The 25866-nt window shown below is 42.8% G+C and carries 28 protein-coding genes; 17 read left to right on the top strand and 11 right to left on the bottom strand.

Going from position 1 to position 25866, the window contains the following annotated elements; genetic code table 11:
* Window positions 1–236: 236 nt before the first annotated feature.
* A complete protein-coding gene (gene lpdA / locus PP181_RS15610) occupies window positions 237–1628 on the top strand; it encodes a dihydrolipoyl dehydrogenase (protein ID WP_154918632.1) in 1392 nt (463 codons plus the stop codon).
* 57 nt (window positions 1629–1685) lie between these two features.
* Window positions 1686–1958, top strand: coding sequence for a DUF3817 domain-containing protein (locus PP181_RS15605; protein WP_138259190.1), 273 nt, complete (start codon window positions 1686–1688; stop codon window positions 1956–1958).
* Here the strand turns inward: PP181_RS15605 and PP181_RS15600 are convergent.
* From PP181_RS15600 to PP181_RS15585, 4 genes are all read right to left on the bottom strand, one after another.
* Window positions 1950–3125 carry a PQQ-dependent sugar dehydrogenase gene (locus tag PP181_RS15600; protein ID WP_272637777.1) on the bottom strand — a complete coding sequence of 392 codons (1176 nt, stop codon included), beginning with the start codon at window positions 3123–3125 and terminating at the stop codon, window positions 1950–1952. The two genes, PP181_RS15605 and PP181_RS15600, sit on opposite strands and share 9 nt — an antisense overlap.
* A 63-nt stretch (window positions 3126–3188) precedes the next feature.
* Window positions 3189–3602: a type II 3-dehydroquinate dehydratase gene (locus tag PP181_RS15595; RefSeq protein ID WP_272637776.1), complete on the bottom strand. Its 414-nt coding sequence runs from the start codon at window positions 3600–3602 to the stop codon at window positions 3189–3191.
* A gap of 82 nt (window positions 3603–3684) precedes the next feature.
* Window positions 3685–4203, bottom strand: coding sequence for a hypothetical protein (locus tag PP181_RS15590; RefSeq protein WP_272637775.1), 519 nt, complete (start codon window positions 4201–4203; stop codon window positions 3685–3687).
* 203 nt (window positions 4204–4406) lie between these two features.
* The gene (locus tag PP181_RS15585; RefSeq protein ID WP_272637774.1) at window positions 4407–4967 is read right to left on the bottom strand and encodes a porin family protein; all 561 of its coding nucleotides are present in this window, start codon (window positions 4965–4967) and stop codon (window positions 4407–4409) included.
* Between the two features lie 124 nt (window positions 4968–5091).
* On the opposite strand from PP181_RS15585, the gene xerD reads away from it, so the two are divergent.
* The gene (gene xerD, locus PP181_RS15580; protein WP_272637773.1) at window positions 5092–5988 is read left to right on the top strand and encodes a site-specific tyrosine recombinase XerD; all 897 of its coding nucleotides are present in this window, start codon (window positions 5092–5094) and stop codon (window positions 5986–5988) included.
* Window position 5989: 1 nt separating this feature from the next.
* Here xerD and PP181_RS15575 read toward each other — a convergent pair whose 3' ends face one another.
* Window positions 5990–6508, bottom strand: coding sequence for a hypothetical protein (locus PP181_RS15575; RefSeq protein WP_272637772.1), 519 nt, complete (start codon window positions 6506–6508; stop codon window positions 5990–5992).
* An 84-nt stretch (window positions 6509–6592) separates the two neighbouring features.
* Window positions 6593–7885: an NAD(P)/FAD-dependent oxidoreductase gene (locus tag PP181_RS15570; protein WP_272637771.1), complete on the bottom strand. Its 1293-nt coding sequence runs from the start codon at window positions 7883–7885 to the stop codon at window positions 6593–6595.
* A gap of 102 nt (window positions 7886–7987) precedes the next feature.
* Between PP181_RS15570 and PP181_RS15565 the strand changes: the two genes are divergently transcribed.
* From PP181_RS15565 to PP181_RS15555, 3 genes are all read left to right on the top strand, one after another.
* A complete protein-coding gene (locus PP181_RS15565) occupies window positions 7988–9415 on the top strand; it encodes an amidohydrolase (RefSeq protein WP_154918624.1) in 1428 nt (475 codons plus the stop codon).
* A 227-nt stretch (window positions 9416–9642) separates the two neighbouring features.
* Window positions 9643–10137 carry an RNA polymerase sigma factor gene (locus PP181_RS15560; protein ID WP_138259199.1) on the top strand — a complete coding sequence of 165 codons (495 nt, stop codon included), beginning with the start codon at window positions 9643–9645 and terminating at the stop codon, window positions 10135–10137.
* A 3-nt stretch (window positions 10138–10140) separates the two neighbouring features.
* The gene (locus tag PP181_RS15555; RefSeq protein ID WP_154918623.1) at window positions 10141–10791 is read left to right on the top strand and encodes a hypothetical protein; all 651 of its coding nucleotides are present in this window, start codon (window positions 10141–10143) and stop codon (window positions 10789–10791) included.
* On the opposite strand, the gene PP181_RS15550 is transcribed toward PP181_RS15555, so the two are convergent.
* Both PP181_RS15550 and PP181_RS15545 read right to left on the bottom strand, forming a co-directional pair.
* A complete protein-coding gene (locus tag PP181_RS15550; RefSeq protein ID WP_138259201.1) occupies window positions 10788–11597 on the bottom strand; it encodes a lysophospholipid acyltransferase family protein in 810 nt (269 codons plus the stop codon). The genes PP181_RS15555 and PP181_RS15550 overlap by 4 nt on opposite strands.
* A 23-nt stretch (window positions 11598–11620) precedes the next feature.
* The gene (locus PP181_RS15545) at window positions 11621–12262 is read right to left on the bottom strand and encodes an NUDIX hydrolase (protein ID WP_154918622.1); all 642 of its coding nucleotides are present in this window, start codon (window positions 12260–12262) and stop codon (window positions 11621–11623) included.
* Here PP181_RS15545 and PP181_RS15540 point away from each other — a divergent pair.
* Window positions 12261–12977: a peptidylprolyl isomerase gene (locus tag PP181_RS15540; protein ID WP_272637770.1), complete on the top strand. Its 717-nt coding sequence runs from the start codon at window positions 12261–12263 to the stop codon at window positions 12975–12977. The two genes, PP181_RS15545 and PP181_RS15540, sit on opposite strands and share 2 nt — an antisense overlap.
* A 4-nt stretch (window positions 12978–12981) precedes the next feature.
* Here PP181_RS15540 and PP181_RS15535 read toward each other — a convergent pair whose 3' ends face one another.
* A complete protein-coding gene (locus PP181_RS15535) occupies window positions 12982–13587 on the bottom strand; it encodes a trimeric intracellular cation channel family protein (RefSeq protein ID WP_272637769.1) in 606 nt (201 codons plus the stop codon).
* 7 nt (window positions 13588–13594) lie between these two features.
* Window positions 13595–14311: an RDD family protein gene (locus PP181_RS15530; RefSeq protein ID WP_154918619.1), complete on the bottom strand. Its 717-nt coding sequence runs from the start codon at window positions 14309–14311 to the stop codon at window positions 13595–13597.
* Between the two features lie 33 nt (window positions 14312–14344).
* Between PP181_RS15530 and PP181_RS15525 the strand changes: the two genes are divergently transcribed.
* From PP181_RS15525 to PP181_RS15500, 6 genes are read left to right on the top strand one after another with little or no spacing between them, the layout of a single operon-like run.
* On the top strand, window positions 14345–15322 hold the full coding sequence (locus PP181_RS15525) for a stage II sporulation protein M (protein ID WP_272637767.1): 978 nt from the start codon (window positions 14345–14347) through the stop codon (window positions 15320–15322).
* Window positions 15303–16184, top strand: a complete 882-nt coding sequence (locus PP181_RS15520; protein WP_154918617.1) for a hypothetical protein — start codon at window positions 15303–15305, stop codon at window positions 16182–16184. The genes PP181_RS15525 and PP181_RS15520 overlap by 20 nt, the downstream gene beginning before the upstream one ends.
* A gap of 1 nt (window position 16185) precedes the next feature.
* The gene (locus tag PP181_RS15515) at window positions 16186–16923 is read left to right on the top strand and encodes a DUF4129 domain-containing protein (RefSeq protein ID WP_272637766.1); all 738 of its coding nucleotides are present in this window, start codon (window positions 16186–16188) and stop codon (window positions 16921–16923) included.
* Window positions 16916–18136 (top strand): DUF4350 domain-containing protein, encoded by a 1221-nt coding sequence (locus tag PP181_RS15510; RefSeq protein WP_272637765.1) that lies wholly within the window; start codon window positions 16916–16918, stop codon window positions 18134–18136. Before PP181_RS15515 ends, PP181_RS15510 begins: the two co-directional genes overlap by 8 nt.
* Complete coding sequence (locus tag PP181_RS15505; protein WP_272637805.1) at window positions 18126–19124, top strand: AAA family ATPase; 999 nt, start codon at window positions 18126–18128, stop codon at window positions 19122–19124. The genes PP181_RS15510 and PP181_RS15505 overlap by 11 nt, the downstream gene beginning before the upstream one ends.
* Complete coding sequence (locus tag PP181_RS15500) at window positions 19125–20456, top strand: DUF58 domain-containing protein (protein WP_272637764.1); 1332 nt, start codon at window positions 19125–19127, stop codon at window positions 20454–20456. It abuts the gene before it with no gap.
* Window positions 20457–20459: 3 nt separating this feature from the next.
* Here PP181_RS15500 and PP181_RS15495 read toward each other — a convergent pair whose 3' ends face one another.
* Entirely contained in the window at window positions 20460–20927 is a 468-nt protein-coding gene (locus tag PP181_RS15495; protein WP_272637763.1) for a hypothetical protein, read from the bottom strand.
* Window positions 20928–21256: 329 nt separating this feature from the next.
* Here PP181_RS15495 and PP181_RS15490 point away from each other — a divergent pair, with 329 nt between their 5' ends.
* From PP181_RS15490 to PP181_RS15475, 4 genes are all read left to right on the top strand, one after another.
* The gene (locus PP181_RS15490) at window positions 21257–21970 is read left to right on the top strand and encodes a pirin family protein (protein WP_272637762.1); all 714 of its coding nucleotides are present in this window, start codon (window positions 21257–21259) and stop codon (window positions 21968–21970) included.
* A 159-nt stretch (window positions 21971–22129) separates the two neighbouring features.
* On the top strand, window positions 22130–23197 hold the full coding sequence (locus tag PP181_RS15485; protein ID WP_272637761.1) for a Gfo/Idh/MocA family protein: 1068 nt from the start codon (window positions 22130–22132) through the stop codon (window positions 23195–23197).
* A 168-nt stretch (window positions 23198–23365) separates the two neighbouring features.
* Window positions 23366–25561 carry a transferrin receptor-like dimerization domain-containing protein gene (locus PP181_RS15480; protein WP_272637760.1) on the top strand — a complete coding sequence of 732 codons (2196 nt, stop codon included), beginning with the start codon at window positions 23366–23368 and terminating at the stop codon, window positions 25559–25561.
* Between the two features lie 57 nt (window positions 25562–25618).
* Complete coding sequence (locus tag PP181_RS15475) at window positions 25619–25846, top strand: putative signal transducing protein (RefSeq protein WP_272637759.1); 228 nt, start codon at window positions 25619–25621, stop codon at window positions 25844–25846.
* Window positions 25847–25866: the final 20 nt, after the last annotated feature.

The following is a 25866-nucleotide window of genomic DNA, read 5'->3' as shown; positions in this document are numbered from 1 at the left end:
ATACCACAATGGAATAATTCTTCGAGGCGCTGACAAAGGCTTTGGAATTGAATAAATGGGAAGATACCCTTTAGGTTTTTTAGTCCTTACAATAACCTATAAATTTCGAAATACCCTAATGACTACTACTTTAAACAAGTAGGCTTTTAGAATTTCTTTATTTCTCTTCAAGGTCAGAATTCCGATTTGGTTTTGTATTTTTGCACCTCAATTTTCAACCTCAAAAAGAAATTTATATGAGCACTTTTGATGTCATTGTTCTGGGTAGTGGACCAGGTGGTTATGTTACCGCAATTAGAGCTTCCCAATTAGGTTTTAAGACCGCCATTATTGAAAAGGAAAACCTAGGAGGTGTCTGTCTAAATTGGGGATGTATACCAACCAAGGCATTGTTGAAGTCGGCTCAAGTATTCGAATACCTACAGCACGCCGGGGACTACGGTCTCAAAGCAGAAGGTGTGGATAAGGATTTTGGAGCCGTTATCAAAAGAAGTAGAGGTGTTGCCGATGGAATGAGCAAAGGGGTTCAATTCTTGATGAAAAAGAATAAAATAGAGGTTATAAACGGTTTTGGTACCTTGAAACCGGGTAAAAAAGTTTCGGTAACATCCGAAGATGGTAAGGAAACTGAATATAGTGCGGACCATATCATAATTGCAACTGGGGCCCGTAGCAGGGAATTGCCCAGTCTGCCACAAGATGGAAAGAAGATAATCGGTTATAGGGAAGCCATGACCCTTTCAGAGCAGCCAAAGAAAATGATAGTTGTGGGAAGTGGGGCCATTGGTATCGAGTTCGCCTATTTCTACAATTCCATGGGCACCGAAGTTACCGTTGTCGAATACTTGCCCAACATAGTGCCCGTTGAGGACGAAGACGTTTCCAAACAATTGGAGCGCAGTTTCAAAAAGGCGGGAGTAAAAATTATGACTTCTGCGGAAGTAACATCCGTGGATACCTCCGGTAATGGTGTAAAAGCGACCGTAAAGACATCTAAAGGTGAAGAGGTTTTGGAAGCGGACATCGTCCTTTCCGCCGTTGGAATCAAAACAAACATAGAAAATATAGGTCTGGAGACGGTTGGTATTGCTACGGACCGGGACAAGATTTTGGTAAACGATTATTATCAGACCAATATCCCTGGATATTATGCCATTGGGGACGTTACCCCTGGACAGGCCTTGGCGCATGTCGCATCGGCAGAAGGCATACTGTGTGTTGAAAAAATCGCTGGAATGCATGTAGAACCCTTGGATTATGGAAACATCCCCGGATGTACCTATTGCAGCCCTGAAATTGCTTCCGTAGGACTTACGGAAAAACAGGCCAAGGAAAAAGGGTTTGACATCAAGGTTGGCAAATTCCCCTTCTCCGCAAGCGGAAAAGCAAAAGCCTCAGGAGCTTCAGACGGTTTTGTGAAAGTTATTTTTGATGCCAAATATGGTGAATGGCTAGGTTGTCATATGATCGGGGCAGGTGTGACCGACATGATTGCGGAGGCGGTAGTGGCCAGAAAACTGGAAACCACCGGTCACGAAGTCTTAAAAGCGGTACACCCACACCCAACCATGAGCGAAGCGGTCATGGAGGCGGTGGCGGATGCCTACGACGAGGTAATTCACTTATAAATAACTTGAAATGCGAAGTGCCCTTGCACTTCGCTTCTCTTTAATTTTTCTTTTGGTATGCTCAAAGCCTTTAGAATCACCGCCATTTTAGAAGGAATATCCTATTTGGCCCTATTTGGAGTAACCATGCCCTTGAAATATTGGGCGGAAATCCCGGAACCGAACAAATGGGTGGGGTATGCGCATGGCTTTTTGTTCATCGCCTTTATACTATTGGCCATAGGTGTTTGTTACACCAAAAAATGGGGCTTTAAACGATTGGCAATTTTTGGAATCGCCTCACTTCTTCCTTTTGCCACTTTTTATGTGGAGGAAAAATATTTACGGTAGACGTTGTTCTACGATCTTGTAAATTTTACCATCGAAACTACAAATATATAGTTCGTTGTCCTGGTCCGTTCCAAAGGAGGCTATGGGCAAATTGGTTTCAAACAATAACTTGTTTGTAGGCGTAGCACCGGATACATTGTCCAAAGCCCATATCCTGCCCGAAATAAAATCCCCATATATATAATAACCGTTCAGAGAGGGATTTAAGCTTCCCCTGTACACATATCCACCGGTTACGGAACGGTCATTGTTTCCATGACCATACTCGAAAACTGGTGCTATGGTTCCGGCCGAATCACACTCCTGGGCATTATAACAAGATGTGCCTTCCAGGATATTCCATCCGTAATTACCTCCCTTTTCTATAATATTGATTTCCTCCTTTTCGCCTTGGCCTACGTCACCGGACCATAAATTACCGTTTTGGGTATCAAAAGAAAAGCGCCATGGATTTCGAAGGCCATAGGCATAAATTTCAGGTCGGGCATTTTGAGTAGCAACGAAGGGGTTGTCGTTTGGTACGGAATAGTTCAAATTGGTATCCGTATTATCAACATCGATACGCATGATTGCACCCAAAAGGTTTTCCAAATTTTGTGCATTCCCATCCGGGTCTCCGCCAGAACCTCCATCCCCGGATGCAATGTACAGATACCCGTCAGGACCAAATCCAAGCTGGCCCCCATTATGGTTTGTATAAGGTTGGGGAATTTGTAACAACAAGGTCTCGCTATTTGGGTCGGCGATATTTGGGTTGTTATCCATCGCTTTAAAACGGGAAACCACGCTTAAACTGCTCGATGGCGTATAACAAACATAAAAGAAGCCGTTCTCCTCAAAATTAGGGTGAAAGGCAAGGCCCAACAACCCCAGTTCATCGGAACTGGTGACACTGCCACTTATATCGAAAAAGGTGGTGGCATCAGCAACATCGGTATCATTTTCAAAAACTTTTATGGTACCCCTTTGTTCCACCACAAAAATCCTATTGGTATCATCATTGGGACTTTGCAAATCCAAGGGCCTTGAAAAGGAAAGATTGGGAAAGGCATTTACTATTGATATGCTTTCGTCCTCGATCGGTGCAGGATTTATATCATCGGAATTACTGCAGGATGAAAGGAGAACTATAAGAATAAGGGTTAAATGGGGAAATAAATTTTTCATAGCATAATTTTTAATTATGTACGAAAAACTAGGTGCTCTTGGATCGACTTTACGGATTTGATTTTATAAAAAACTGCGGATGGCCAAATCGTAACTTTGAAGTCCGAAGCCCAATATCACCCCTTTTGCCCCAGGGGAAATGTAGGAAACATGCCGATAATCCTCCCGATTGTACGTGTTGGAAATATGCACCTCAACAACAGGTGTAATTATGGCCTTTACGGCGTCGCCCAATCCAACCGAAGTGTGCGTATAGGCCGCGGCGTTTAAAACGATGCCATCGTATTCAAAACCTACCTCCTGTAACTTGGTAATCAGCTCCCCTTCAATGTTGGATTGAAAATACTCCAATTCCACTTCCTTAAAGCGAAATTGCAGTTCTGAAAAGTAATCCTCGAAGGTTTTGTGACCGTATACTTCGGGTTCCCTTTTCCCTATTAGGTTTAGATTGGGACCATTGATGATTATTAGCTTCATGCCACTAAAAGTACTAATTATTTGAACAAAAAAAGTGGCATTCCATGAATACCACTTTGATATCTATTCTTTCCAGAAACTTTTAAAACAGGAACAAATACCCCAAAAGCACAGTACCAAAAGTTACATTGTCCGTAACGGACATATAGGATATATTCAATTCTGAGGAACCCCCGCTTAAATCGATACCAATGGACGGCCTGTAGTAAAATCCACCGTCATTGCCTTCGTTTAAGCCGATAGCAAACCCAGCATCCGCGCCAAATTTGAAGCCTGAAGTTGGATAAATACGTACCGATGCACCCGCTGGAATAAATTGATAATTATCAAATTCCGTTTCTACAGATATACTACCATTAGAAATGGTTTGTTTTTCTCCAAAGGCATTCATAAATCCTGTAGTAAGACCCAAGTCAATCTCCCGGGAAACACCCCAGTGGTGGTAAATATCCAAACCTAGGTTTAGGCTATAGGCTTCAGAAAAGTCGCCTACCACGATACCACCAACCAGACCTGCCCTAAAATTTGTTCTGTCAACATACTGCGCACTACCTAAGTGCCCTATTCCCAGTAAAAACAAAATCGTAAGCAATCCTTTCATTGTTGTTGTTTGTTGATTAAGCGTTAAACTTAACTCCATTTTAACAATTGACTAATTTTAAGTTGTGACAGATAAAATAATGGTGGTAAAAAAGGGAATAATGAAGGTTTTGGATTCAGTTCCAAACCCAAAAATGTTTGATTTTTCTTGGGACAAAAAAAGGCGAAGGAAGTCCTTCGGCCATCTAAAAATAGACTTTGTCCTTATAAAAAATACACCACGGAAAGTGCAAATACCCTGTTTTTGGTCTTTAGGTCCTCAATGGCATTGATCAACCCAGCAGAATACCGTGCCTGAAGGTAGAAATTTTCATCCAGACGATACCCGGCACCTATGCCCAAACCTAAGTCAAGTCCGTTTGTCTGATCAAAGGTCTGTCCGCCCACAAAGGTATTTCCATCGAGGTTATTTGACAACATCAAACCCAAGTAAGGCCCTGCCTCAATGTACAGTTCGTCGAACACATTATACTTGGCCATTACGGGAATATTCAAATACCAAAAATTCAAATCGTCCTGAAAAAAACCACCGCTTCCCTGTAAGGAAATAAGTGCTTCCGGTTGAATGATAATATTGTCACTAAATGGAATCTCCAAAACCCCGCCCAAATGAAATCCCGCCTTTGGGTCAAAACTATAGAGTGCATCCCCTCCCAATGTTGAAAGGTTCAATCCGGCTTTGGCCCCAAACCTCGTAATATCCTGTGCGTTCATCGCGTAGCATCCCATGAGTACGAAGGACACCATAAAAACTACTTTTTTCATGTTCAATTTGTTTAATGGTTGCTCTCAAAGATATGAATCTTTGATAATTTAGTTATCTACTATATTTAAAGAAGAGGACGTAATTATAAAGAAACCTATTCTAGGATTAAATGTATCTTTAGGTATGAAGTGGGAAAAGGCCTTAAAAGACTATGGACATTACTTAAAATTGGAGCGTGGATTGGCCCATAATTCCATTAAAAATTACATAATGGACGTGGAAAAGCTTATTGCATTTCTTGAAGATTATCAAATAAAGGAATCCCCAATAAACATTTCAAGGGATATCCTACAACAGTTCATTTACGAGGTTGCCAAAGTTGTAAATCCCAGATCGCAGGCACGTATCATATCCGGATTAAAAAGTTTTTTCAATTATTTGGTAATTGAGGATTATAGGCAGGACAATCCGCTGGATTTGATAGAATCTCCCAAAATAGGAAGAAAATTGCCGGACACCCTTTCCGAAACGGAAATTAACAAGCTTATAGAGCATATTGATTTGAGCAAACCCGAGGGCGAACGAAACCGGGCCATGCTCGAAACGTTGTACGGTTGTGGCCTTCGCGTATCGGAACTTATCGGTTTAAAATTATCCGACCTTTTTTTTGATGAGGATTTTATTAAAGTTACGGGGAAAGGAGATAAACAACGCTTTGTACCCATAAGCGATATCAACAAAAAATACATTGATATCTACCGAAATGAGGTTCGTGTACACCAAGAAATAAAAAAAGGATTCGAAGACACTCTATTCCTGAACAGAAGGGGAAGGCAATTGACACGGGCCATGGTCTTTACCATTGTTAAAAACCTTGCCGAGAAAATAGGCCTGCATAAAAATATTAGCCCGCATACTTTTCGCCATTCCTTTGCCACCCATTTATTGGAAAATGGTGCCGATTTAAGGGCCATCCAACAGATGTTGGGTCATGAAAGCATCACGACGACGGAGGTATATATGCATGTTGACCGAAGCCATCTGGCAGCCGTGCTGAATAAATATCATCCAAGGAAGTAACTTAAAATTTGAGCTTTCCTTTTAGTGTATATACTTGAGGCATTGGTATCAATGGTTCCCCAAAGGCTCCCACGGAAGAACTGTTTATTTGGAAGTTGCCCCTTGCCTCCACTTGAAAATTTTTATTAACCTCATAACCGATTCCAGAGACAATACCAATTCTTGGAGGAACCTGTTTTTGGGATTCTAAACCAGGATACTTTTTAATACTGTAATCTGCTTCCATGCCTGAAAACAAATACCAGTTTTCATTCAAATAGTGCTTAAGTAGTATGTTGGATCTAAATCGATTGGAGAGCACGTAAGTGTCGTAAAAAGCACTGAGATCTGCCGAAAAGGTGTTCGTAATCGGATAGCTTAAACGAAAGGACGCATGTTGCTCTCCACCCAGAAAAACAGGATACCCAAATGATTCCAACTTTAAGCCATCTATTGGTTTGGGCTCGTTTGCCAATCCAATTGTCTGTGAAGAACCTAGGGAGCAAATAAAAAGGAAAATTATAAAAAGATAGCACTTCATAGGTTTCGCCTTTTCTTTAAAGGAAAAGAAAAATCCCGTTTAGAGTTCCCAACTTATGAAAAATTTAACGCAGCCCTTTGATAATCAATCCCTGAACTGATCATAGTTTCTTTTAAAAGGTCGGATAATGAGTCGGGCCTCCCGGTCAAATCGGATATAATTATACACCCAATTCACGAATACCACTACCCTATTCCTAAAGCCTATCAAAAAGAACAAATGCACGAACATCCACACGAACCAGGCAAAAACACCCTGAAATCGAATATTTTTTAAATCACAGACCGCTTTGTTACGCCCAACCGTTGCCATACTACCTTTGTCTTTGTAAATAAAGGGTTCGAGCGATTTTCCGTTTATGAGTCGGACCAAATTTTCGCCCAGTTTCCTGCCCTGTTGAATGGCAGGTTGCGCCATCATGGGATGCCCTCTAGGTGCCTCTTCGCTCTGCATACATGCAATGTCGCCTATGGCAAAAATATTTGGGAATCCAATCACCTGGTTGAACTCATTGACCGAAAGCCTATTACCACCAGCAATCAGTTCCTTGGCATCCAGACCCTTTATGGTGGCCCCTTTTACGCCGGCGGCCCAAATTAAGGTGGCGGTCTCGAAGACTAAATCGGTTTTGGTCCGAACGGTTTTGCCGTCATATCCGGTTACCCTCACATTTTTCCAAACCTGTACGCCCAGATCTTCCAAAAATTTCTCGGCCTTCTCGGACGCCTTTTCGCTCATCGCATCTAGAAGTCGGTCTCCTCCTTGAACCAAATTTATCTGTGCCCTACGTGTATCCAGATCGGGATAGTCTTTGGGCAGGATACCTTTTTTTATTTCGGCCAAGGCACCCGCCAGTTCCACCCCGGTAGGCCCGCCTCCTACTATGACGAAGTTCATGAGCGCATCACGTTCGTGGTATTCATCCGTGAGCAGTGCCTGTTCAAAGTTCTCCAAAATGAGGCTTCTTAGATTCAAGGATTGCGGGATGGACTTCATGGCCATGGCATGCTGCTCCAATTCCGTATTACCAAAGAAATTGGTCTCTGAACCCGTAGCGACCACCAAATAATCGTATGAAATCTCGCCAATGGTGGTTTTTAACAACTGTTTATTAGGAAGTATTTCTGTTACCTCGGCGAGCCTAAAAAAGAAATTATCATATCCAATCAACACCTTACGCAGGGGATAGGCAATGGAATCCGGCTCCAATCCGCCTGTGGATACCTGATACAACAAAGGTTGAAAGGTATGGTAGTTGTTCTTGTCCAAAAGTACCACCTGTACTTCTTGCTTCCGAAGTTTTTGGGCCAGGGAAATTCCACCGAAGCCCCCACCAATGATGACAACTCTAGGATTATTGGAACGAGGTATGTTCATATTCAAAAAGTAAGTTGCAAAATTAAACAAACGGGTTTCGAATAGAAAAGAATATAGCGTTTTTAGTAACTTTAAGGACTAATTCAACTAAATCACTCCAGCATGCAAAAAATTACGATTATGCTCATCGTTCTGTGTACCTCCGTACTCACATTGAGCGCCCAAAAAACCAAAAAGGAAGTATTGAAATCCTTGGATCAGAAAAGCGAAACCTACGGAGAAATATCGCAGGAAATATGGAACCTGGCAGAGATGGGATACCAGGAAGTAAAAAGTTCCGCATTACTACAAAAAACCTTGGAAGAAGCAGGTTTCACCATTGAAACCGGCGTAGCGGGCATTCCAACGGCCTTTATTGCCGAGTATGGCAGCGGTAGCCCTATCGTGGCCATTATGGGCGAGTATGATGCACTCCCCGGTCTATCGCAAGAGGCCGTGGCCGAGAAAAAATCGGCCGGAGGTGCAGCAGGTCATGCATGTGGGCACCACCTGTTCGGCACCGCTTCCACCGCTGCAGCCATTGCTACAAAGGACTGGATGGTGGCCAACAATAAACAGGGTACGATACGCTTTTATGGAACCCCGGCCGAAGAGGGGGGATCCGGAAAAGTGTACATGGTTAGGGCCGGACTTTTTGACGATGTAGACATTGCGCTTCATTGGCATCCTGGCGCACAAAATGCATCGAACGCAGGGGCCGCTTTGGCCAATAAATCGGCCAAATTTCGTTTCCATGGATTTTCTGCACACGCAGCGGCCGCTCCGGAGCAGGGTCGTTCCGCTTTGGACGGTGTAGAGGCCATGAACATGATGGTCAATATGATGCGCGAGCATGTACCATCTGATGCGCGAATTCACTATGTTATAACCTCTGGTGGTAAGGCGCCCAACGTAGTTCCAGATTTTGCCGAAGTCTATTACTATGCGCGCCATGCAAAAAGGGATGTGGTCATCGATATTTTTGACAGGATCGTGAAAGCTGCCGAAGGAGCTGCTTTGGGAACGGGAACTACCATGGACTATGAAATGATCGGGGGTACCCATGAATTGTTGCCCAACCTAACCTTACAGAAAGTAATGTTCGACAATTTGACCGAAGTGGGTGGTTTTGATTATACCCCCGAGGAAAGGGAATTTGCCGATAAAATTGCAAAATCCCTAGGCAAGGATCAGGCCGATATCAGTGTTGCCCAAAATATCCAACCCTACAAAACCGAAGCAAAACCGGGAGGTTCCACGGATGTTGGCGACGTAAGCTTTACCGTGCCAACCGTAGGAATGAGCGCCGCCACGTGGGTGCCCGGAACACCGGCGCATAGCTGGCAGGCCGTGGCCGCGGGCGGTACTTCCATTGGAAAAAAAGGCATGATGGTCGCCGCAAAGACCCTGACCTTGACCGCTATCGATATTTTTTCCGATAAAAAATTAGTGGACGCCGCCAAGGCCGAATTTCAGGAAAAACGGGGAGCCGACTTCAAATACATCCCACTTTTGGGCGATAGGGAGCCTGCTCTGGATTATAGAAAGTAGTATCAATGGGTTATTAAAAGAGGCTGTCTAAAAAGTTTTATTTGCCTTATTGTCAGAGTGAGCCTGTCGAAACCGATTGTTAATTTCAGTAGGTTAGAATATTTCGACAAGCTTCATATGACATGCGGGACTACTTTTTTAGACGGTCTCTGTTATTTTATTTTCAACCCATACTGTAACAAAAGCTGATTACATACTACTAATAGCTTAACAACAGCCAACCATTTGTGAATAAAGAACTGGAACATAGTTTTGTGACAGAGCTTGAGGCCAATCAAAATATTGTCCACAAGGTTTGTACGCTATACACAAATGATAGGGAGTCGCACAACGACCTGTTTCAGGAAATTACTATTCAACTATGGAAGGCCTACCCCAAATTTAGGGGAGAATCCAAGTTCAGTACTTGGATGTACCGGGTAGCGTTGAACACAGCGATTACCCTTTACAGGAAATCCAAAAGAAGAATAGATACACAGGATTATGAATCGGTCTTATTCAAGATAAAGGCCGATGAATATGATGAAACGGAAGAACAGCAGTTAAAACTGATGTACAAGGCCGTACGGCAATTGGGCGATATTGAAAAAGCCTTGGTATTTATGTACCTGGAAGATAAAAATTATACGGAAATAGCGGAAACACTCGGTATCACGGAAGTAAATGCCCGCGTAAAGATGAACCGTATCAAAACAAAATTAAGAACCATTTTGAACCCCTAGGTTATGACGGATGAGTTGGAATTATTAAAGAGGGATTGGCAGAAAAAGGAAGTAAACCTGCCCAAACTTTCCTATGAGGATATTCATAAAATGATTTGGAAGAAATCCTCTTCCATAGTCAAGTGGATATTGATTATCAGTATTTTGGAGTTTGCCGTACCCCATTTGCTCTATCTCTTACCTTCAATGCAAGATGGAATGGAAGTTTATAAAAAGATTGGAGTGTCCAAATATTTATTTTGGGCCTCTGCTTTGACTTATGCGGTTATTTTCTATTTCATCTTCCAGTTTTACAAGCGTTTTAAAGAGATTTCAGTTTTGGACAGTTCCAAAAATTTGATGCGTAAAATCATTCGAACCAGAAGAACGGTGAAGCATTATGTCATATTTTCACTTTCCATGGTGTTGGTAAACGTATTGATTATGGTTGTGGGTATCGCCCTAAGCGATAATGTGCTAAGTGCATTTCCAGATTTGAAGTATAAACTTGACAACATTTCTCCGGAAAAATTAAAACTTACCCTAATGTTTTCTGTTGGGATTTTTGGTATAGTTCTTACCCTATTCATGGGAGGAGTGTACTTTCTTTTATACGGTCTGTTGCTAAGAAAACTCAACAAAAACTATCGGGAACTTAAACAGCTGGAAATTTAATTGGTCTTTCGCCAACGACGTTGTTTATTCTCTTCTTCGTAGGCCAGCAACTCCTCCTTGGGAATGACCTTTAAGAAAGAAGGATGTTGCTCTATGGCATATTCCAATTTTTCTATGATGGATTCCGTGGTTTCGTTATCGTAATCGATTTCCAAGGGCTCTTTGATGACCATGGACTGTAAAATGCCTTTCTTTTTAACCCGAAGTCCCTTTTTATCAAAAGAGCGTCTGAATCCGTCAATGACGACCGGTACTACAATGGGCTTGAACTTTTTAATGATATGGGCCGTGCCCTTTCTAAGGGGTTTCCAAGGAGTGGTCGTACCCTGCGGAAAGGTAATTACCCAACCATCCTTCAAGGCAATGCCAATATTGGAAATATCGCTCATTTTTACCTGCCTGTTTACTTCCTTTCCCTCGGAACGCCAAGTTCTTTCCACGCTAATGGAGCCTGCATAGGCCAAAATCTTGGTCAATAGGCTTTTTTTCATTGTTTCGGCCGCGGCCACGTAATACATGTTAAGCTTTGGCTGCCAAATGTATCCTACGTTCTTGATGGAATCCTCCCTACCGCTCAAACTGGCATTGAACACATGGAACATGGCCACTACATCGGCAAAGTAGGTCTGGTGGTTGCTCACAAAAAGTACATTGGTATCTGGCAAGCTTCGAATAATTTCGGAGCCGTCGATTTCCAACTTGTTAAATCGCTTATACCTTTGATGGGACATTAGACCTAATATCCGTATCAGCCATTTTTTTAGAAAAAGGTTATGCCCAAAAGGGTTTTTCTTAAACAATCCCATAGTTGCTAAAATACTAAATACACTTATAACACCTGCTTCAAAAGATCTTTAATCTCGCTCAACATCATGGCCGTTGCCCCCCAAATAATATAATCGTTTAGTTTAAAGGCCGGTACGGCAATTTCATCAGCGTAGGAGGTCTTCATTTTTTTTGTGGTCAGGTTGATATCCTCCAAAAAATCGGCCAGGGAAATTTCCAAAATTGAGGCCACTTCAGATTCCTGTATCTTGAAAGGCTTTGGTTTTTTGTACAGACCAATGAAAGGCTGCACCTCAAAATTACTGGGCGGTATATACACTTCAGATAGTGTTCTTACCACCTCCACATCCTTTGGGTTCACCCCAACTTCCTCATAGGTTTCTCGTAGGGCGGTAATCTTTAGGTTCCCATCTTCCTTCTCGGCCTTCCCTCCAGGAAATGCCACTTGGTTGGAATGGACACCCTCGTAGGTCTTGCGTAAGATGCACAAAAACTGCGTCCGGTTTCCCAAACCCGGATAGAAAAGTGCCAAGACCGCCGCTTTCCTTGGATTTTTTCTCGGAAGCCTACCTTCCATAAGTTCCTTTATCCTTTCCTGGGGCGCCATTTTATAATGGGAAATTTCGCCTGGGAGCGGTAAATCCTTTATTTTTGAAATCCGTTGTTCAAAAAAGTTGAAATCCATGCGTTTAAAGACTTTCTACTATTTTTTTATAATTCTTACGGTTCCATTTATAGGGTGTAAAGATACGCCCCAAAAGCCTGAAACCCCATCGAAAAAAGAAATAAAAGATGTGGATTCATCCGAAGTCGTTACCCAAGAAACTGAAAAAGCAGATGAAGATACTTTTGAACTTACCGAAGAAAATGCCATCGATTTTTTCTTCGATTATCAAAAAGACCTAAAAGCCAACAAGGTAAAAATGACCACAAAGTTTGGAAGCTTCATAATCCAACTCTATGACGATGTTCCCTATCACAAAGCCAACTTTATTTATTTGACCCGAAAAGGTTATTTTGACTATACCCAATTCCACAGGGTCGTCAAGGATTTTATAATACAAGGGGGCAGTTCAGACGATCAAAAAACGGCCGACAAACGATGGGACATTGGCCGATACCTCCTTCCGCCAGACACCAAAAAAGGGTACAGCCATCACAGGGGCACCGTCTCCATGCCCAGTAGCGAAATGGACAACCCGCACAAACTGGCTTCGCCTTACGAGTTCTTTATCGTGGTAACGGACCCAGGTTCCTATCATTTGGATGGAGATTTCACACCATTTGGAAAAGTAATCGAGGGAATGGACGTAGTGGACAAAATCAATGCCCAACCCGTTGGCAAGGGTGATTGGCCACAACAGAATATTTACATCACCAAAGCGGAGGTTATCGAATAAACGCTCATTTCCTATAAATACTGGGTAAGGCTATCTTAAATTTCACTGCCAAAAGGCGCAAAACTATGATGCAGATAATTCCCGTGATGTAGGGAATATCTGGATTCACGGGAAACTGAAGGATTAAAAAATAGATACCGCCACCAAGAATACATACGGTCGCATAAATTTCCCGCCTGAAAATAACGGGGATTTCATTGCACAAAATATCCCTAATAACCCCTCCAAAACAAGCGGTCATGGTCCCCAATGCGATGCACATGATGGGCAACAACCCGGCGTCCAGTCCTTTTTGTATTCCGATCATTGTGTAAAGACCTATTCCTATGGTATCAAAAAGAAACAGGGATTTTCTAAAGTATTTCAACCTTCCTGCAAAAAGAATCGAAAAGACCACGGTAACGATGATAATAATAGTATAATTGGGTTGGGTCATCCAGCCTACAGGCGTATTCGCAATCAATACATCCCTTAGGGTTCCTCCTCCCACTGCGGTCACAAATGCGATGATAAAGACCCCAAAGACATCCAAGCGCTTCTCCATGGCCACCAGTACTCCTGAAATGGCAAAGGCGATGGTTCCTAGAATGTCTATAAGGGAGTAGAGCATGGGTCAACTACAATTGCTGCGTATAATAACTGTAATCCTTGATAACGATGTCCACAAATTCCATGGGCTGTAAATCACTGGTTATATCCGTGACTTTTTTTATTCGGTTGTTCAGGGATAAAATTACCTTGTGGTTTCCATTTCTTCGGGCGTTATCGTATAGATTTTTGATGGTCTGCATTTCATTGTCCTTAAAGACCGTAACCTGAGGAAATTTTGGGGTATAATTAGAGGGCAAGTCCCGTAAAAGCGTATCCCTCAAGAACACCCTTCGCTTTTCACTGATTACGGTAGTTCCCGCCGCAATGTCCCCCACGCGTTGTCCCTTACCGCGTATTAAAATGGTAAAAACGGCAATACCGCCGGAGGTCAAGGTAATGTCCAACATCCGTAGTATCCATCGGATAAAATAACTGGAAAACCCGGGTTTGGTTCCATCCAGTTTGACCACCCGTATACCCATAAAATGCTTTCCTATGGTCTTCCCATCCATAAAGGTCTCCATCAAAAAATAATATAGGAAGGCGGGAAGGCTCATGAGCAAATAAATGGCCCAAGAATCGCCCGGTTCCACATCCAAGGCCAATAGCAGCCAAAACATCAGCACGTAATAAATAACGATGATAAGGGTATCAATAATGTAGGCCAAGATGCGGTCGCCAAGGTGTGCCGTATTTTGGGCAATGCTTATATTTTGGGCTGTTTCTATTTGAAATTGTTCCATTCTTTTGTTTCTTTGGTATAAACCAAGTAGTCAATGCGCGAAGCCGCCTTTGTAAAGCAAAATAAGGACAAATGGTCAACTTTTGAAAGCGCCTTGGCTAACAAAACAAATCTGGACCCAAATGTATTGTCCGATTTATACATAGAGGTTACGGACCATCTGAGCTACGCCAAAACCTTCTACCCAAAGAGCAATACCGAGTTTTACCTCAATTCCCTCGCCTCACAGGCACATCAAAAAATATACAAGACAAAGAGGGAGTCCAAAAGCCGCATCATCACCTTCTGGAAAACGGAATTCCCCCTAATGTTCAAAAACCATCACCGGGAGCTGCTCATCGCTTTTCTGGTGTTCCTGTTCTTTTCCTTTGTAGGTGCCTATTCGGCTGCCAATGAAGGGGATTTTGTCCGTTCCATATTGGGAGATGCCTATGTGAACATGACCCTTGAAAACATCGAAAAGGGCGACCCCATGGCGGTTTATAAGCAAATGGGGGAGTTCAATATGTTCCTGGGAATCACCATCAACAACATACGGGTAGCCTTGATGGCCTTTGTGTATGGCATTACTCTGGGAGTGGGAACCCTGATGGTCATGTTACAGAATGGAATCATGCTCGGCAGCTTTCAATATTTTTTCTACGAAAAAGGATTGCTGTGGGAGTCGGTGCGTACCATTTGGATCCACGGCACCATTGAGATATCGGTCATAATAATCGCCGGCTGTGCGGGCTTGGTCCTGGCCAACGGTATGTTGTTCCCCGGCACCTTTACCCGCTTGGAATCCTTTAAAAGAGGGGTCAAAAACGGGCTTAAAATAATGGTAAGCACCATTCCCTTTTTTGTGGTCGCGGGTTTCCTGGAAGGTTTTGTAACCAGACACACGGAAATGCCGGACTGGCTGGCCATCTTGATTATTTTAGGGTCCCTTGCACTAATTATTTTTTACTACGTTATATACCCATACCAAATAAACAAAAGACACAGATTACATGAAGCCAAATTACATTGAGTTCAAAAAGCAGCGGGATCTTGGGGAGATTATCTCGGACACCTTTGCTTTTCTTAGGGCCGAGTTCAAACCCTTTTTCAGTACTTTTTTCAAAATTGTAGGCCCCTTCCTTGCTGCGATGATCGTTGCCCTGGTAGCCTACCTATATTTTATTGGGAATGGTTTCACTTTTATGCTTCAAAATGAAAGCGGCGCGGCAAGCATTGCCACCATTTTCGTGGTTGGGCTTGTATATGTCCTATCGATTATTGTGCTGTACACCATGTCACAATCTACGGTACTGCACTACATAAAATCCTACACCAATGGTAAGGGCACCACAGATTTCAATACCATTCGAAAAGAGGTTTACGGAAGCTTCTGGAGTTTTATAGGATTGGGCATCATGGTTAGCCTTTCCATACTAGTAGGCCTCATGATCTGTATTTTACCAGGAGTCTATCTTTACGTACCCTTGGCACTGTCCTTCAGCATCATGGTCTTTGATAAAATGGGCGCATCGGATTCCTATAGCTACAGTTTTAAGTTGGTAAAGGACGAATGGTGGATATCCTTTGCCACCATCTTCGTCATCGGGATCATCCTATATATAGCGGCCTTGGCCTTCTCCCTACCCGCGGTGGTATATCAATGGGCAAAAATGGGCATTCTTTCCGGGGAGGTGGACGCCGAAAACGTCTTTGAAATGACCACGGACCCTATATATATACTTTTTAATATCATAGGTACCGTAGCCCAATTTTTGTTGAACCTTATAAGCATCATTTCCCTGGCCCTTATTTATTTCAACCTCAACGAGAAAAAGAATTTCACCGGAACCTTTGAACAAATAGAAAATCTAGGAAAAACAGCCGAAGAATAATATGCCGAAACGGGTCCTATTGGTACTATTTTTATTTCTGACCGATTTTCTATTGGCCCAGCAGGATTCTTTGGTCGTACAATATGACACTTTGGAAATCGCTCCAGTAACCATAACAGATTCCGATTTGGAGTCCTTTCGGAACGATCCAAAGTTCGATTATGAAGTCGTGGAAAAAAGCGCTCCGGATTGGTGGATTTCTTTCAAGAATTGGTTAGATAGGATATTCATGAGGTTATTCGAGTGGATTTTCGGTATCGAAAAGGCCACCGGGGCCTTCAATGCCTTTCTTCAAATCCTCCCATATCTCCTTTTGGGAATCCTGATTTTTATCCTGATCAAGTTTTTCCTGAACGTACATGCACGCTCCTTGATGCATACTAAAAACAATAACTCCTTGGTGCATCTGTCTGAAGAGGAGCAAATCATCAAGAACGAGAACATAGAGTCCTTGATTGAAAAAGCCTTGGCCGAAAAGAATTACAGACTTGCGATACGCTATTATTATCTATGGATACTACGGTTGATGACCGATAAGGAAATCATTCAATGGGAGTTGCAGAAAACCAACGAGGATTACCTTTCCGAAATAAACTCAACGGGTTTAAAGGATGCCTTCAAAACCACCACAAATTTTTACAATTACATTTGGTACGGTGATTTTCCATTGGACGAAACCAAATACAACCGTGTGGCCAATGCCTTTATTGCGCTAAAAAAACAGGTCTCCAATGCGTAAAAAAGGGATTTCCTACATAGTGACCGCCATAATACTGATTGCCGGGTTGCTGCTTTTGCAGTACAACAAACCAAAGACCATCAATTGGTTTGAGTCCTATGTGAGTACCCACAAAATTCCGTACGGTACTTTTGTTGTAAATGATTTGATGGAAAACTTGGTTTTCAAGGAAAAAGTACAACAGGTACATGTCCCCCCTTTTGAGTTTTTGGCGGATATGCCATCCAAAAAAGGTATCTATGCATTTGTGAACAATGGCGTATTTTTTGAGGAAGCCGAGCTGAACCGACTCTTGGAATGGACCGCCGAAGGCAATACCTTGTTCATTGCTTCTGAAGGTTTTGAGGAAACCCTCAGGGACACGTTAGGATTTGAACTCGGAACCCGGTATGCCGGTTTTGAGGTGACCCAGGATCAGGAGCATCGATTGGTAAATCCTAACTTAAAAAGTAGCAAAACCTATCCGTACAAAAAGGAAAGCTTTGTGACCATCTTTGAAGCACTCGACACCATTAACTCCGTCGCATTGGCCACCGTGGAACTACTCGAGGAGGAAAATGACAAAAAATCCAGGGATGTAACGGCCATAAAAATTCCGTTCGGTAAAGGTGAAATTATACTATCCACCTTTCCCAAGGCCTTTACCAATTACTTTATTCTGGAGGATGACAACAGGGAGTACACGGCCGGTTTACTATCCTATTTTGGACATGCGGAGCATATTTATTTGGACAACTATTACAAAAGTGGAAAGTCCTTCTACACCTCGCCCATGTACATATTTTTGAACACCAAAGAATTGAAATGGGCCTATTATCTGATGCTTATTGGAGGGCTGGTATACATCATTTTTGAGGGGAAAAGAAAGCAACGGCCCATACCCGTTGTGAAACCGTTGAAAAACCAGACGCTCGCCTTTACCCGAACCATTTCGGACATGTATTTTGAAAAAGGGGACACAAAATCCATCGCGGAGCATAAAATCAATTATTTCCTCAACTATATCAAGAGTCGGTACTATCTTGGAAACGTTACCAAGGAGGAGGAATTTTACAAAAGTGTATCGGCGCGAAGCGGAAACTCCCTTGCCGATACCCAGTCACTTTTTAAGCTGATGGACGAGCTAAGATCGAGCGACCAAGTATCGGAACATCAACTCAAACAACTCAATAATCTGATTCAGAAATTTAAATCTAAAAATGATGGAAAATAACGAGGAGCAAAAAGAAGAACTTGGTTTTGACAGCCGGATTCCCTTGGCCGAGCTGCAAAAGGCGGTAGCCGACATCAAACAGGAACTCTCCAAAGTAATCGTAGGTCAGGAAAACTTTATTGAACTCTTGATCGTGTCACTCTTGGTGGATGGCCATGTCTTGATCGAAGGTGTTCCCGGGGTTGCCAAGACCATTACGGCAAAGCTCTTTGCAAAGACCTTGAAAACAGAATTTAGTCGGATTCAATTCACGCCAGACCTTATGCCCAGTGATATCCTGGGGACATCCGTATTCAATGCAAAAACTACCGACTTTGAGTTTAAAAAAGGTCCAATATTTTCGAATATTATCCTGATCGACGAAATAAACAGGGCGCCCGCAAAGACCCAAGCGGCCATGTTCGAGACCATGGAGGAACGGCAGGTGACCATGGACGGCACTACCTATCCCATGGCCGCCCCGTTCATGGTGTTGGCCACTCAAAATCCCATTGAACAAGAGGGAACCTATGCCCTGCCCGAAGCGCAACTGGACCGTTTCCTTTTTAAAATTAAAATAGACTACCCAAAAACAGAGGAGGAAATCTTGATTTTAAAGACCCACCACGAACGCAAGGGGTCACAACCCCAAACGTTGATAAAGGATATTCTCGACCCAAAACAATTGGCGATTTTCAAGGGACAGATTCAGGAAGTGGTTGTGGAGGAAAAGATTTTCAAGTACATCGCCGAGGTCGTTGCCAAAACCCGAAACCACACACATCTATATCTGGGCGGTTCACCAAGGGCCTCGATTGCCGCCTTGAACAGCGCCAAGGCATTTGCGGCCATTAACGGCAGGGATTTTGTTACCCCGGAGGATGTAAAAAAAGCCATGGTTCCGGTTTTGAACCATAGGGTCATCCTAACCCCGGAACGGGAAATGGAAGGCATGTCCACGGAGAATGTCGTGCAAATGATTATGGAAAGCGTGGAAATACCTAGGTAAATGAACTTTATAAGGTCCTTTTACATACATAACATCTTTTTTAGGTACCTCGCGGTCCTTTCGGGCTGTTTTGTGCTTTCCTATTGGGTCAAACCACTCTACCCCATCGCATGGCTTTTGACGCTACTGCTTATTGGTCTATTTCTTTTTGATATTTTTTTATTGTATGCACCGGGTCAGAACATAAAAGCCGAAAGAAAACTTCCCAAAAAACTCTCCAACAGTGACATAAACCCAATAAAAATCACCTTCGAAACGAGGTATGGATTTAGGACCTATGTTTCCATTATTGACGAACTGCCCGTTCAGTTTCAAAAGCGGGATTTCGACTTTAAAACGTCTCTTATCAAGGGTGAAAAAAAACAGTTCGAGTATGAGGTGCGACCAGTGGACCGAGGAGAATATATTTTTGGAAACCTGATCGTTTTTGCTTCCTCGCCTTTGCGCATCATCAAAAGAAAATACAGTTTTCAAAAAGACCAAATGGTGCCTGTGTATCCCTCCATCATACAGATGCAGCAATATGATTTTTTGGCCATCAGCAAAAGACTTACGACCATCGGCCTAAAAAAGATTCGGAGAATAGGGCATACCCAAGAATTTGAGCAGATAAAGGAATATGTACAAGGGGACGATATTAGAACCTTGAACTGGAAAGCAACGGCGAAACAACATCAATTGATGGTAAACCAGTATCAGGACGAAAAATCGCAGCCCATCTATTCCATCATTGATACGGGAAGGGTGATGAAGATGCCGTTTAACGAATTAAAACTCTTGGACTACTCCATTAATAGCTGTCTGGCCTTTTCCAATGTGACCCTCAAACGAAATGATAAAACCGGGTTGATCGCGTTTTCAAAAAATATTGAAACCTATGTACCGGCCGTTCAAAAGATTACCCACCTCAACACGATACTGGAAAAACTGTACAACATTGGCACCGCATTTACGGATTCCGATTTTGGATTGCTCTACGGACACATAAAACGAAAGATAACCCACCGAAGCCTTTTGTTGCTGTATACCAATTTTGAGCATATTTCAGCGCTAAGGAGACAACTGCCCTACCTCTTGGCGATGGCAAAAAAACATGTACTGGTGGTCATCTTCTTTGAAAACTCCGAATTGGAAAAACTTATCCATACCGATGCCGAGGATATGCAGGCCATTTACCATAAAACCATTGCAGAAAAGTTCTCCCTGGATAAAAAATTGATGCAAAAGGAACTGGAAAAGTATGGTATACAGACCATTTTGACCAAACCTGAAGAACTGACCATAAAGGCTATCAACAAATATCTCGAAATCAAGGCGAGGGGAATTTTATAAAACTTATTCCAAAAAGAAGGATACTTGAATTTGGGATTGAATATCTCCCGAACCTTTTTCCGTAACAACAGGTATAAAAATAGGGGTCGCATTGTTTGAACCATCAGCAACAAGACAACCACATCCCTTTCCGGAGCGACCATTCCTTCGATACGTGTTTTTAAACAAGAGTTCCAAAGCCAGACCAGATATTACACCGCCCAGTGTGGTATACAACACATCATCTGTTTGCCATAAACCGGAATTGGACTTGTCATACGTTTCCTTGGCAAGACCGGCGGCCAAACTCGAGCCAAAGGCACCCGCCCAGGTCCAGCCCCGTTGACCAGGAAATATTTTATGGGCGGCATAGCCACCTACTCCACCAATGACCACTCCGGCACCAACATGTTTTGCGGCATTATTGAAATCCTGTCCGTAGGAAACGGATAGGTTTAAACATAAAAACAAAAGAAAAAGTTTAAATTTCATAGACTCAATTCTTGTTTGTACTTTAAATTCCCAAACGATAAAAACAATCATTAATTTTATCGTGAAATCAATCTTCAACAAGAAAACAATCTGAATTGTGGGCACCCTACTTAAAAACACAAATTTTTGACCAAAAGCAAAAAAAGGGGCCGAACGGAGATATCAAGAAGTAATGGACTTTGTAAAAAAAACGATACTTTTTCGACTAAGGTGAAAAATAACTACACATAAATTGAGCCATAACAAGCCTTGATACCTACCGACATGTCCCAAAAGTTATTGGGATGGCGAATTACATGTGACCTATAAAAAACAATAAAAATTAACACATGAAAACGATATTACATAAAGCGGACAGCAGGGGCCATGCCGATCATGGCTGGTTAAATTCGTATCACAGTTTTAGTTTTGCCAATTATTTTGACCCCAATCGCATGAATTTTGGAGCATTGAGGGTCTTAAACGACGATACCGTGGCTGCAGGTCGCGGATTTGGGAGGCACCCACATAGCAATATGGAAATCATCTCCATACCCTTGCAAGGCGATTTGAAGCACATGGATAACATGGGCAATTCCACGGTAATTAGGGAAGGTGATATTCAGGTCATGAGCGCAGGTACCGGCGTGGAACACAGTGAATTCAACAACAATATGGATTCGCTGGTCAAATTCCTGCAAATTTGGATCATCCCGAATAAAGAAAACGTGCAACCCAGATATGACCAGATTTCGCTATCTGACCTAAAAGTAAAAAATAAGCTTTATCAAGTACTCTCCCCAAATCCGGAGGACCAAGGTGTATGGATACATCAAAATGCATGGTTCCATATGGGCGATTTTGACAAAGGGCAATCGGAAACCTACGCTTTAAAATCCGAAGAAAACGGGGCCTATATTTTTGTTTTGGAAGGCGAGGTGAGTGTCGAGGGCACAACCTTAAATGCTAGGGACGGATTTGGGATTTGGGACGTGGACTCTATAACGTTCCAGGCATTGAACGATGCCAAATTCCTGATTATGGAAGTACCGATGGAGTTTTAATTTTGATAGGATTTCAAAAACCATCATGAATGTTAGACCTGACAGGTTTACGAAACCTGTCAGGTCTGTTAATTTAATTATCATAAGCTCAATTTAAGTTTGGTATCTTTGGGGAAAAGCCATACCGATATGAAAACTGCATTTGTGATAATTATTTCTATGCTTCTATACGTTTCTTTATCCGCCCAAGAAGAACCTTTAAAATTAGGTATCGCTGGTCTTACCCACGGACACGTCGGATGGATTTTGGGCAGGGAACATAAATCGGATATCAACATGGTGGGTATTTACGAGAAAAACAGGGAATTGGCCCAAAAACTTTCCGAACAATATGGCTTCTCCATGGACATCGTCTACAATAGTATGGATGAAATGCTAAAAGCTGCAAAACCGGATGCCGTAGCGGCCTTCGGCAACATAAAAGATCATCTTTCCGTAGTGGAAGCCTGTGCCCCAAAAGGGGTTCATGTAATGGTAGAAAAACCGTTGGCCGTTAGTCTCGAAGATGCAAAAAAAATGGAAGCTTTGGCAAACAAACATGGTATCCATTTGTTGACAAACTATGAAACCTCTTGGTACGAGACCAATTTCAAGGCAAAAAGTCTTATGGAGGAAGGTAAAATTGGTGGACTACGAAAAGCAATCATCAGGGACGGACACAAAGGCCCCAAGAAAATTGGGGTTTCCAAGGAATTTCTGGAATGGCTTACGGATCCCGATCTAAACGGTGGTGGTGCAATTATGGATTTTGGTTGCTACGGGGCTAATTTAATGACTTGGTTGATGAAAGGTAAAAAGCCGAATTCCGTGACTGCGGTTACCCAACAATTACAACCCGAAAATAATCCAAATGTAGACGATGATGCCACCATAATTCTTACCTATGATACTGCCATGGCAATCCTGGAACCCTCATGGAATTGGCCCATTGGAAGAAAGGATATGGAACTCTATGGCGAAACGGGCGCCCTGTATTCTGAGAATGCCAATCAGTTGCGTATTAGACTTTCTACAGGCTACAGTTCTTATACTGAGGAAACACTGTTCTTCAAGGACAGGCCAGTTCCTTACGATGACCCTTTTTCTGTACTGGCTGCCGTAATCAATGGAAGTTTGGTATTGGAGAGATATGGTCCGTATACCTTGGAAAACAACATGATTGCCATGGAAATTTTACAGGCTTCGGTTGATAGCTCCAAGTCGGGAAAAACGATACATCTGGAGTAGTGCTCGCTTCTTCTTTGCAACCCTATTGAAAATTCTAAAATAATTAGGTAACTTTCTTGGAATATCTAGTCGCACTATTATGGAATGAGCTTTAACAAGTCTTGATACTTGCCTAGATAATTATTTGCGAATTATATCTGACCTATGAAAAACAATAAAAAATAACAGATGAAATACACTTGTACCTTTTTGCTTTTATTCTTTGTTTTTGCCTTAGGAAATGCCCAAAATTCAATCCTGGGGTTTTCCGAAAAAAGTGCCAACGAACAACAGGCACTTGAAAAAGCCTTTGAAGAAAAACTCAAGGCCACCAACATTGACAATTGGATACAGAAAATGAGTGCCGAACCCCATTGGGTAGGCACCAAATTTGGTGAGGAAAATGCCAAATGGATGCGGGACCAATTCAAGTCTTGGGGATACGACGCCAAAATAGAAACCTACCATGTCCTGTTCCCTTATCCCACGGAAAGGGTTTTGGAGTTGACCGAACCTACGCAGTATAAAGCAAAACTGACAGCGGTTCCTGTGGAGGGCGACCCCTACACTGCCCAAGGTGATGCCCTACTGCCCAGCTACAATGCCTTTTCAACGGATGGTGACGTGGAAGGCGAACTCGTTTTCGTAAACTACGGTATTCCCAAGGATTATGAGGAACTTGAAAAACTGGGTATCAGCGTAAAGGGTAAAATTGTAATTGCAAAATACCAGGGAAGTTGGCGCGGAATTAAACCAAAACTGGCCGCCGAAAATGGGGCGATTGGATGTATCATTTATTCGGACCCACAAGATGATGGCTATGGACGTGGGGATGTATATCCAAAGGGTGCCTTCAAAAATAAGACGGGAGTACAGCGTGGTTCCGTAATGGACATGCCCACATATCCGGGAGATGTTCTGACCCCTGGTTATGGCGCTACCAAAGACGCAAAAAGGCTAACGAAGGAGGAGGCTCCCACGATTACCAAAATTCCGGTGTTGCCCATTTCCTATCAAGACGCACAACCTTTATTGGAAGCTCTGGAGGGGCCCATTGCCCCGGAATCTTGGCGTGGTGGTTTGCCCATCACCTACCACATTGGGCCTGGAAAGGCAAAAGTACATTTGAAGCTGAAGTTTGACTGGCAACTGGTACCCGCGCACAACGTTATTGCCACCATGAAGGGAACTGAATTCCCAGATCAATGGGTGGTACGGGGAAATCATCATGATGCCTGGGTGCACGGTGCCAATGACCCCGTAAGCGGTATGGTAGCCCTTATGGAAGAAGCCCGTGCCGTAGGGGAAATGGCAAAAAAAGGACAAAAACCTAAGAGAACCTTGGTGTATTGTGCTTGGGATGCGGAGGAACCTGGACTTATAGGTTCTACGGAATGGGTAGAGGATCACAAAAAGGAACTTCAGGAAAAAGTGGTTGCGTATATAAATACCGATGGCAATGGCCGCGGCTTTTTGGGCGTGGGAGGTTCACATTCCCTGCAATCTATGGTAAGCGAGGTTGCCGGAGCGGTTACGGATCCTCAAACAAAGGTTTCCGTCAAGGAACGGAGGATAGCCAGGGATATGGTAAACGGTGGCAACGATACTTTTGAACTCTATGCCCTAGGTTCTGGGTCAGATTATACGCCCTTTATACAACATGCCGGTATCGCTTCGTTGAATCTAGGTTTTGGTGGGGAAAACGAAGGAGGAGAATACCATACCATTTACGACACCTATCCCCATTACAAAAGATTTAAAGATCCCGAGTTTGCCTATGGGGTTGCCCTCGCCAACACCGCCGGAAGGATTACCTTACGATTGGCCAATGCGGATATTATTCCCTTGGATTTTTCCGCATGGTACAAAACAGTATCCGGTTATTTGGAGGAAATCATGGAAGAAACCGCAAAAATGCGTACATCTGTAGAAAAACATAATAAACTCATCGACAGAAATGCGTTCGAATTGGCATTGGATCCTAGGGAGAACATTAAAGCCCCTGAGCGAAAGGAACCTGTTCCCTATTTGGACTTTTCTCCGCTACAAAATGTGCTGAGCGAACTAAAATCTACCATTGATGCGTATAGTTCCATTGATTTACATAAGGTTTCCAAGGCGGAAAAGGAGAAACTCAATGCACTGTTGATGGATGCCGAGCACAAACTTACTTCTGAGGACGGATTGCCCAGAAGACCCTGGTTCAAACATCAAATATATGCCCCAGGATTTTATACGGGGTACGGGGTGAAAACCCTGCCAGGGGTGAGGGAAGCGATAGAACAGAAGAATTGGTCCGAAGCCAAGGAGCAGATATCGGTTCTTAGTGGAACTTTAAGTAACTTTAATGAACACTTGAAGGCTATAATCGGTACTATAAAATAATTGTTATGAGCGCCTTTGGGGGACAAGTTTGATTAAAATTTTAAAGCAAATAAGAATATGGAATCGGATTATATAAAAGTATTTGGAGGAAATGTCAACGAAAGTAACCGTGTGGAACAATTATTACAGAAAAATGATATAAGCCCGATTGTCAAAAGTGAAAGTGAGTCGGCCAGACTAGCGGGTTTTGGCACACCTTTGCCCCATATCTCGGAAATATATGTACATAAGGACGAAGAAGCAAAAGCATTGAAAATAATATCCCAGTTGGATTGGGAAGCATAAAAAAAGCCTCCTTTAGTTGG

It is taken from the genome of Maribacter sp. PR66 (assembly GCF_028464205.1).
GTDB lineage: Bacteria > Bacteroidota > Bacteroidia > Flavobacteriales > Flavobacteriaceae > Maribacter > Maribacter flavus.
The sequence above is the reverse complement of the archived record's forward strand: the minus strand, read 5'-3'. Positions and strand labels throughout refer to the sequence as shown.

Coding starts and splice junctions, on each gene's coding strand:
- lpdA (WP_154918632.1), top strand. CDS start 237: ATGAGCACTTTTGATGTCATTGTTCTGGGTAGTGGACCAGGTGGTTAT.
- PP181_RS15605 (WP_138259190.1), top strand. CDS start 1,686: ATGCTCAAAGCCTTTAGAATCACCGCCATTTTAGAAGGAATATCCTAT.
- PP181_RS15600 (WP_272637777.1), bottom strand. CDS start 3,125: ATGAAAAATTTATTTCCCCATTTAACCCTTATTCTTATAGTTCTCCTT.
- PP181_RS15595 (WP_272637776.1), bottom strand. CDS start 3,602: ATGAAGCTAATAATCATCAATGGTCCCAATCTAAACCTAATAGGGAAA.
- PP181_RS15590 (WP_272637775.1), bottom strand. CDS start 4,203: ATGAAAGGATTGCTTACGATTTTGTTTTTACTGGGAATAGGGCACTTA.
- PP181_RS15585 (WP_272637774.1), bottom strand. CDS start 4,967: ATGAAAAAAGTAGTTTTTATGGTGTCCTTCGTACTCATGGGATGCTAC.
- xerD (WP_272637773.1), top strand. CDS start 5,092: ATGAAGTGGGAAAAGGCCTTAAAAGACTATGGACATTACTTAAAATTG.
- PP181_RS15575 (WP_272637772.1), bottom strand. CDS start 6,508: ATGAAGTGCTATCTTTTTATAATTTTCCTTTTTATTTGCTCCCTAGGT.
- PP181_RS15570 (WP_272637771.1), bottom strand. CDS start 7,885: ATGAACATACCTCGTTCCAATAATCCTAGAGTTGTCATCATTGGTGGG.
- PP181_RS15565 (WP_154918624.1), top strand. CDS start 7,988: ATGCAAAAAATTACGATTATGCTCATCGTTCTGTGTACCTCCGTACTC.
- PP181_RS15555 (WP_154918623.1), top strand. CDS start 10,141: ATGACGGATGAGTTGGAATTATTAAAGAGGGATTGGCAGAAAAAGGAA.
- PP181_RS15550 (WP_138259201.1), bottom strand. CDS start 11,597: ATGGGATTGTTTAAGAAAAACCCTTTTGGGCATAACCTTTTTCTAAAA.
- PP181_RS15540 (WP_272637770.1), top strand. CDS start 12,261: ATGCGTTTAAAGACTTTCTACTATTTTTTTATAATTCTTACGGTTCCA.
- PP181_RS15545 (WP_154918622.1), bottom strand. CDS start 12,262: ATGGATTTCAACTTTTTTGAACAACGGATTTCAAAAATAAAGGATTTA.
- PP181_RS15535 (WP_272637769.1), bottom strand. CDS start 13,587: ATGCTCTACTCCCTTATAGACATTCTAGGAACCATCGCCTTTGCCATT.
- PP181_RS15530 (WP_154918619.1), bottom strand. CDS start 14,311: ATGGAACAATTTCAAATAGAAACAGCCCAAAATATAAGCATTGCCCAA.
- PP181_RS15525 (WP_272637767.1), top strand. CDS start 14,345: ATGCGCGAAGCCGCCTTTGTAAAGCAAAATAAGGACAAATGGTCAACT.
- PP181_RS15520 (WP_154918617.1), top strand. CDS start 15,303: ATGAAGCCAAATTACATTGAGTTCAAAAAGCAGCGGGATCTTGGGGAG.
- PP181_RS15515 (WP_272637766.1), top strand. CDS start 16,186: ATGCCGAAACGGGTCCTATTGGTACTATTTTTATTTCTGACCGATTTT.
- PP181_RS15510 (WP_272637765.1), top strand. CDS start 16,916: ATGCGTAAAAAAGGGATTTCCTACATAGTGACCGCCATAATACTGATT.
- PP181_RS15505 (WP_272637805.1), top strand. CDS start 18,126: ATGGAAAATAACGAGGAGCAAAAAGAAGAACTTGGTTTTGACAGCCGG.
- PP181_RS15500 (WP_272637764.1), top strand. CDS start 19,125: ATGAACTTTATAAGGTCCTTTTACATACATAACATCTTTTTTAGGTAC.
- PP181_RS15495 (WP_272637763.1), bottom strand. CDS start 20,927: ATGAAATTTAAACTTTTTCTTTTGTTTTTATGTTTAAACCTATCCGTT.
- PP181_RS15490 (WP_272637762.1), top strand. CDS start 21,257: ATGAAAACGATATTACATAAAGCGGACAGCAGGGGCCATGCCGATCAT.
- PP181_RS15485 (WP_272637761.1), top strand. CDS start 22,130: ATGCTTCTATACGTTTCTTTATCCGCCCAAGAAGAACCTTTAAAATTA.
- PP181_RS15480 (WP_272637760.1), top strand. CDS start 23,366: ATGAAATACACTTGTACCTTTTTGCTTTTATTCTTTGTTTTTGCCTTA.
- PP181_RS15475 (WP_272637759.1), top strand. CDS start 25,619: ATGGAATCGGATTATATAAAAGTATTTGGAGGAAATGTCAACGAAAGT.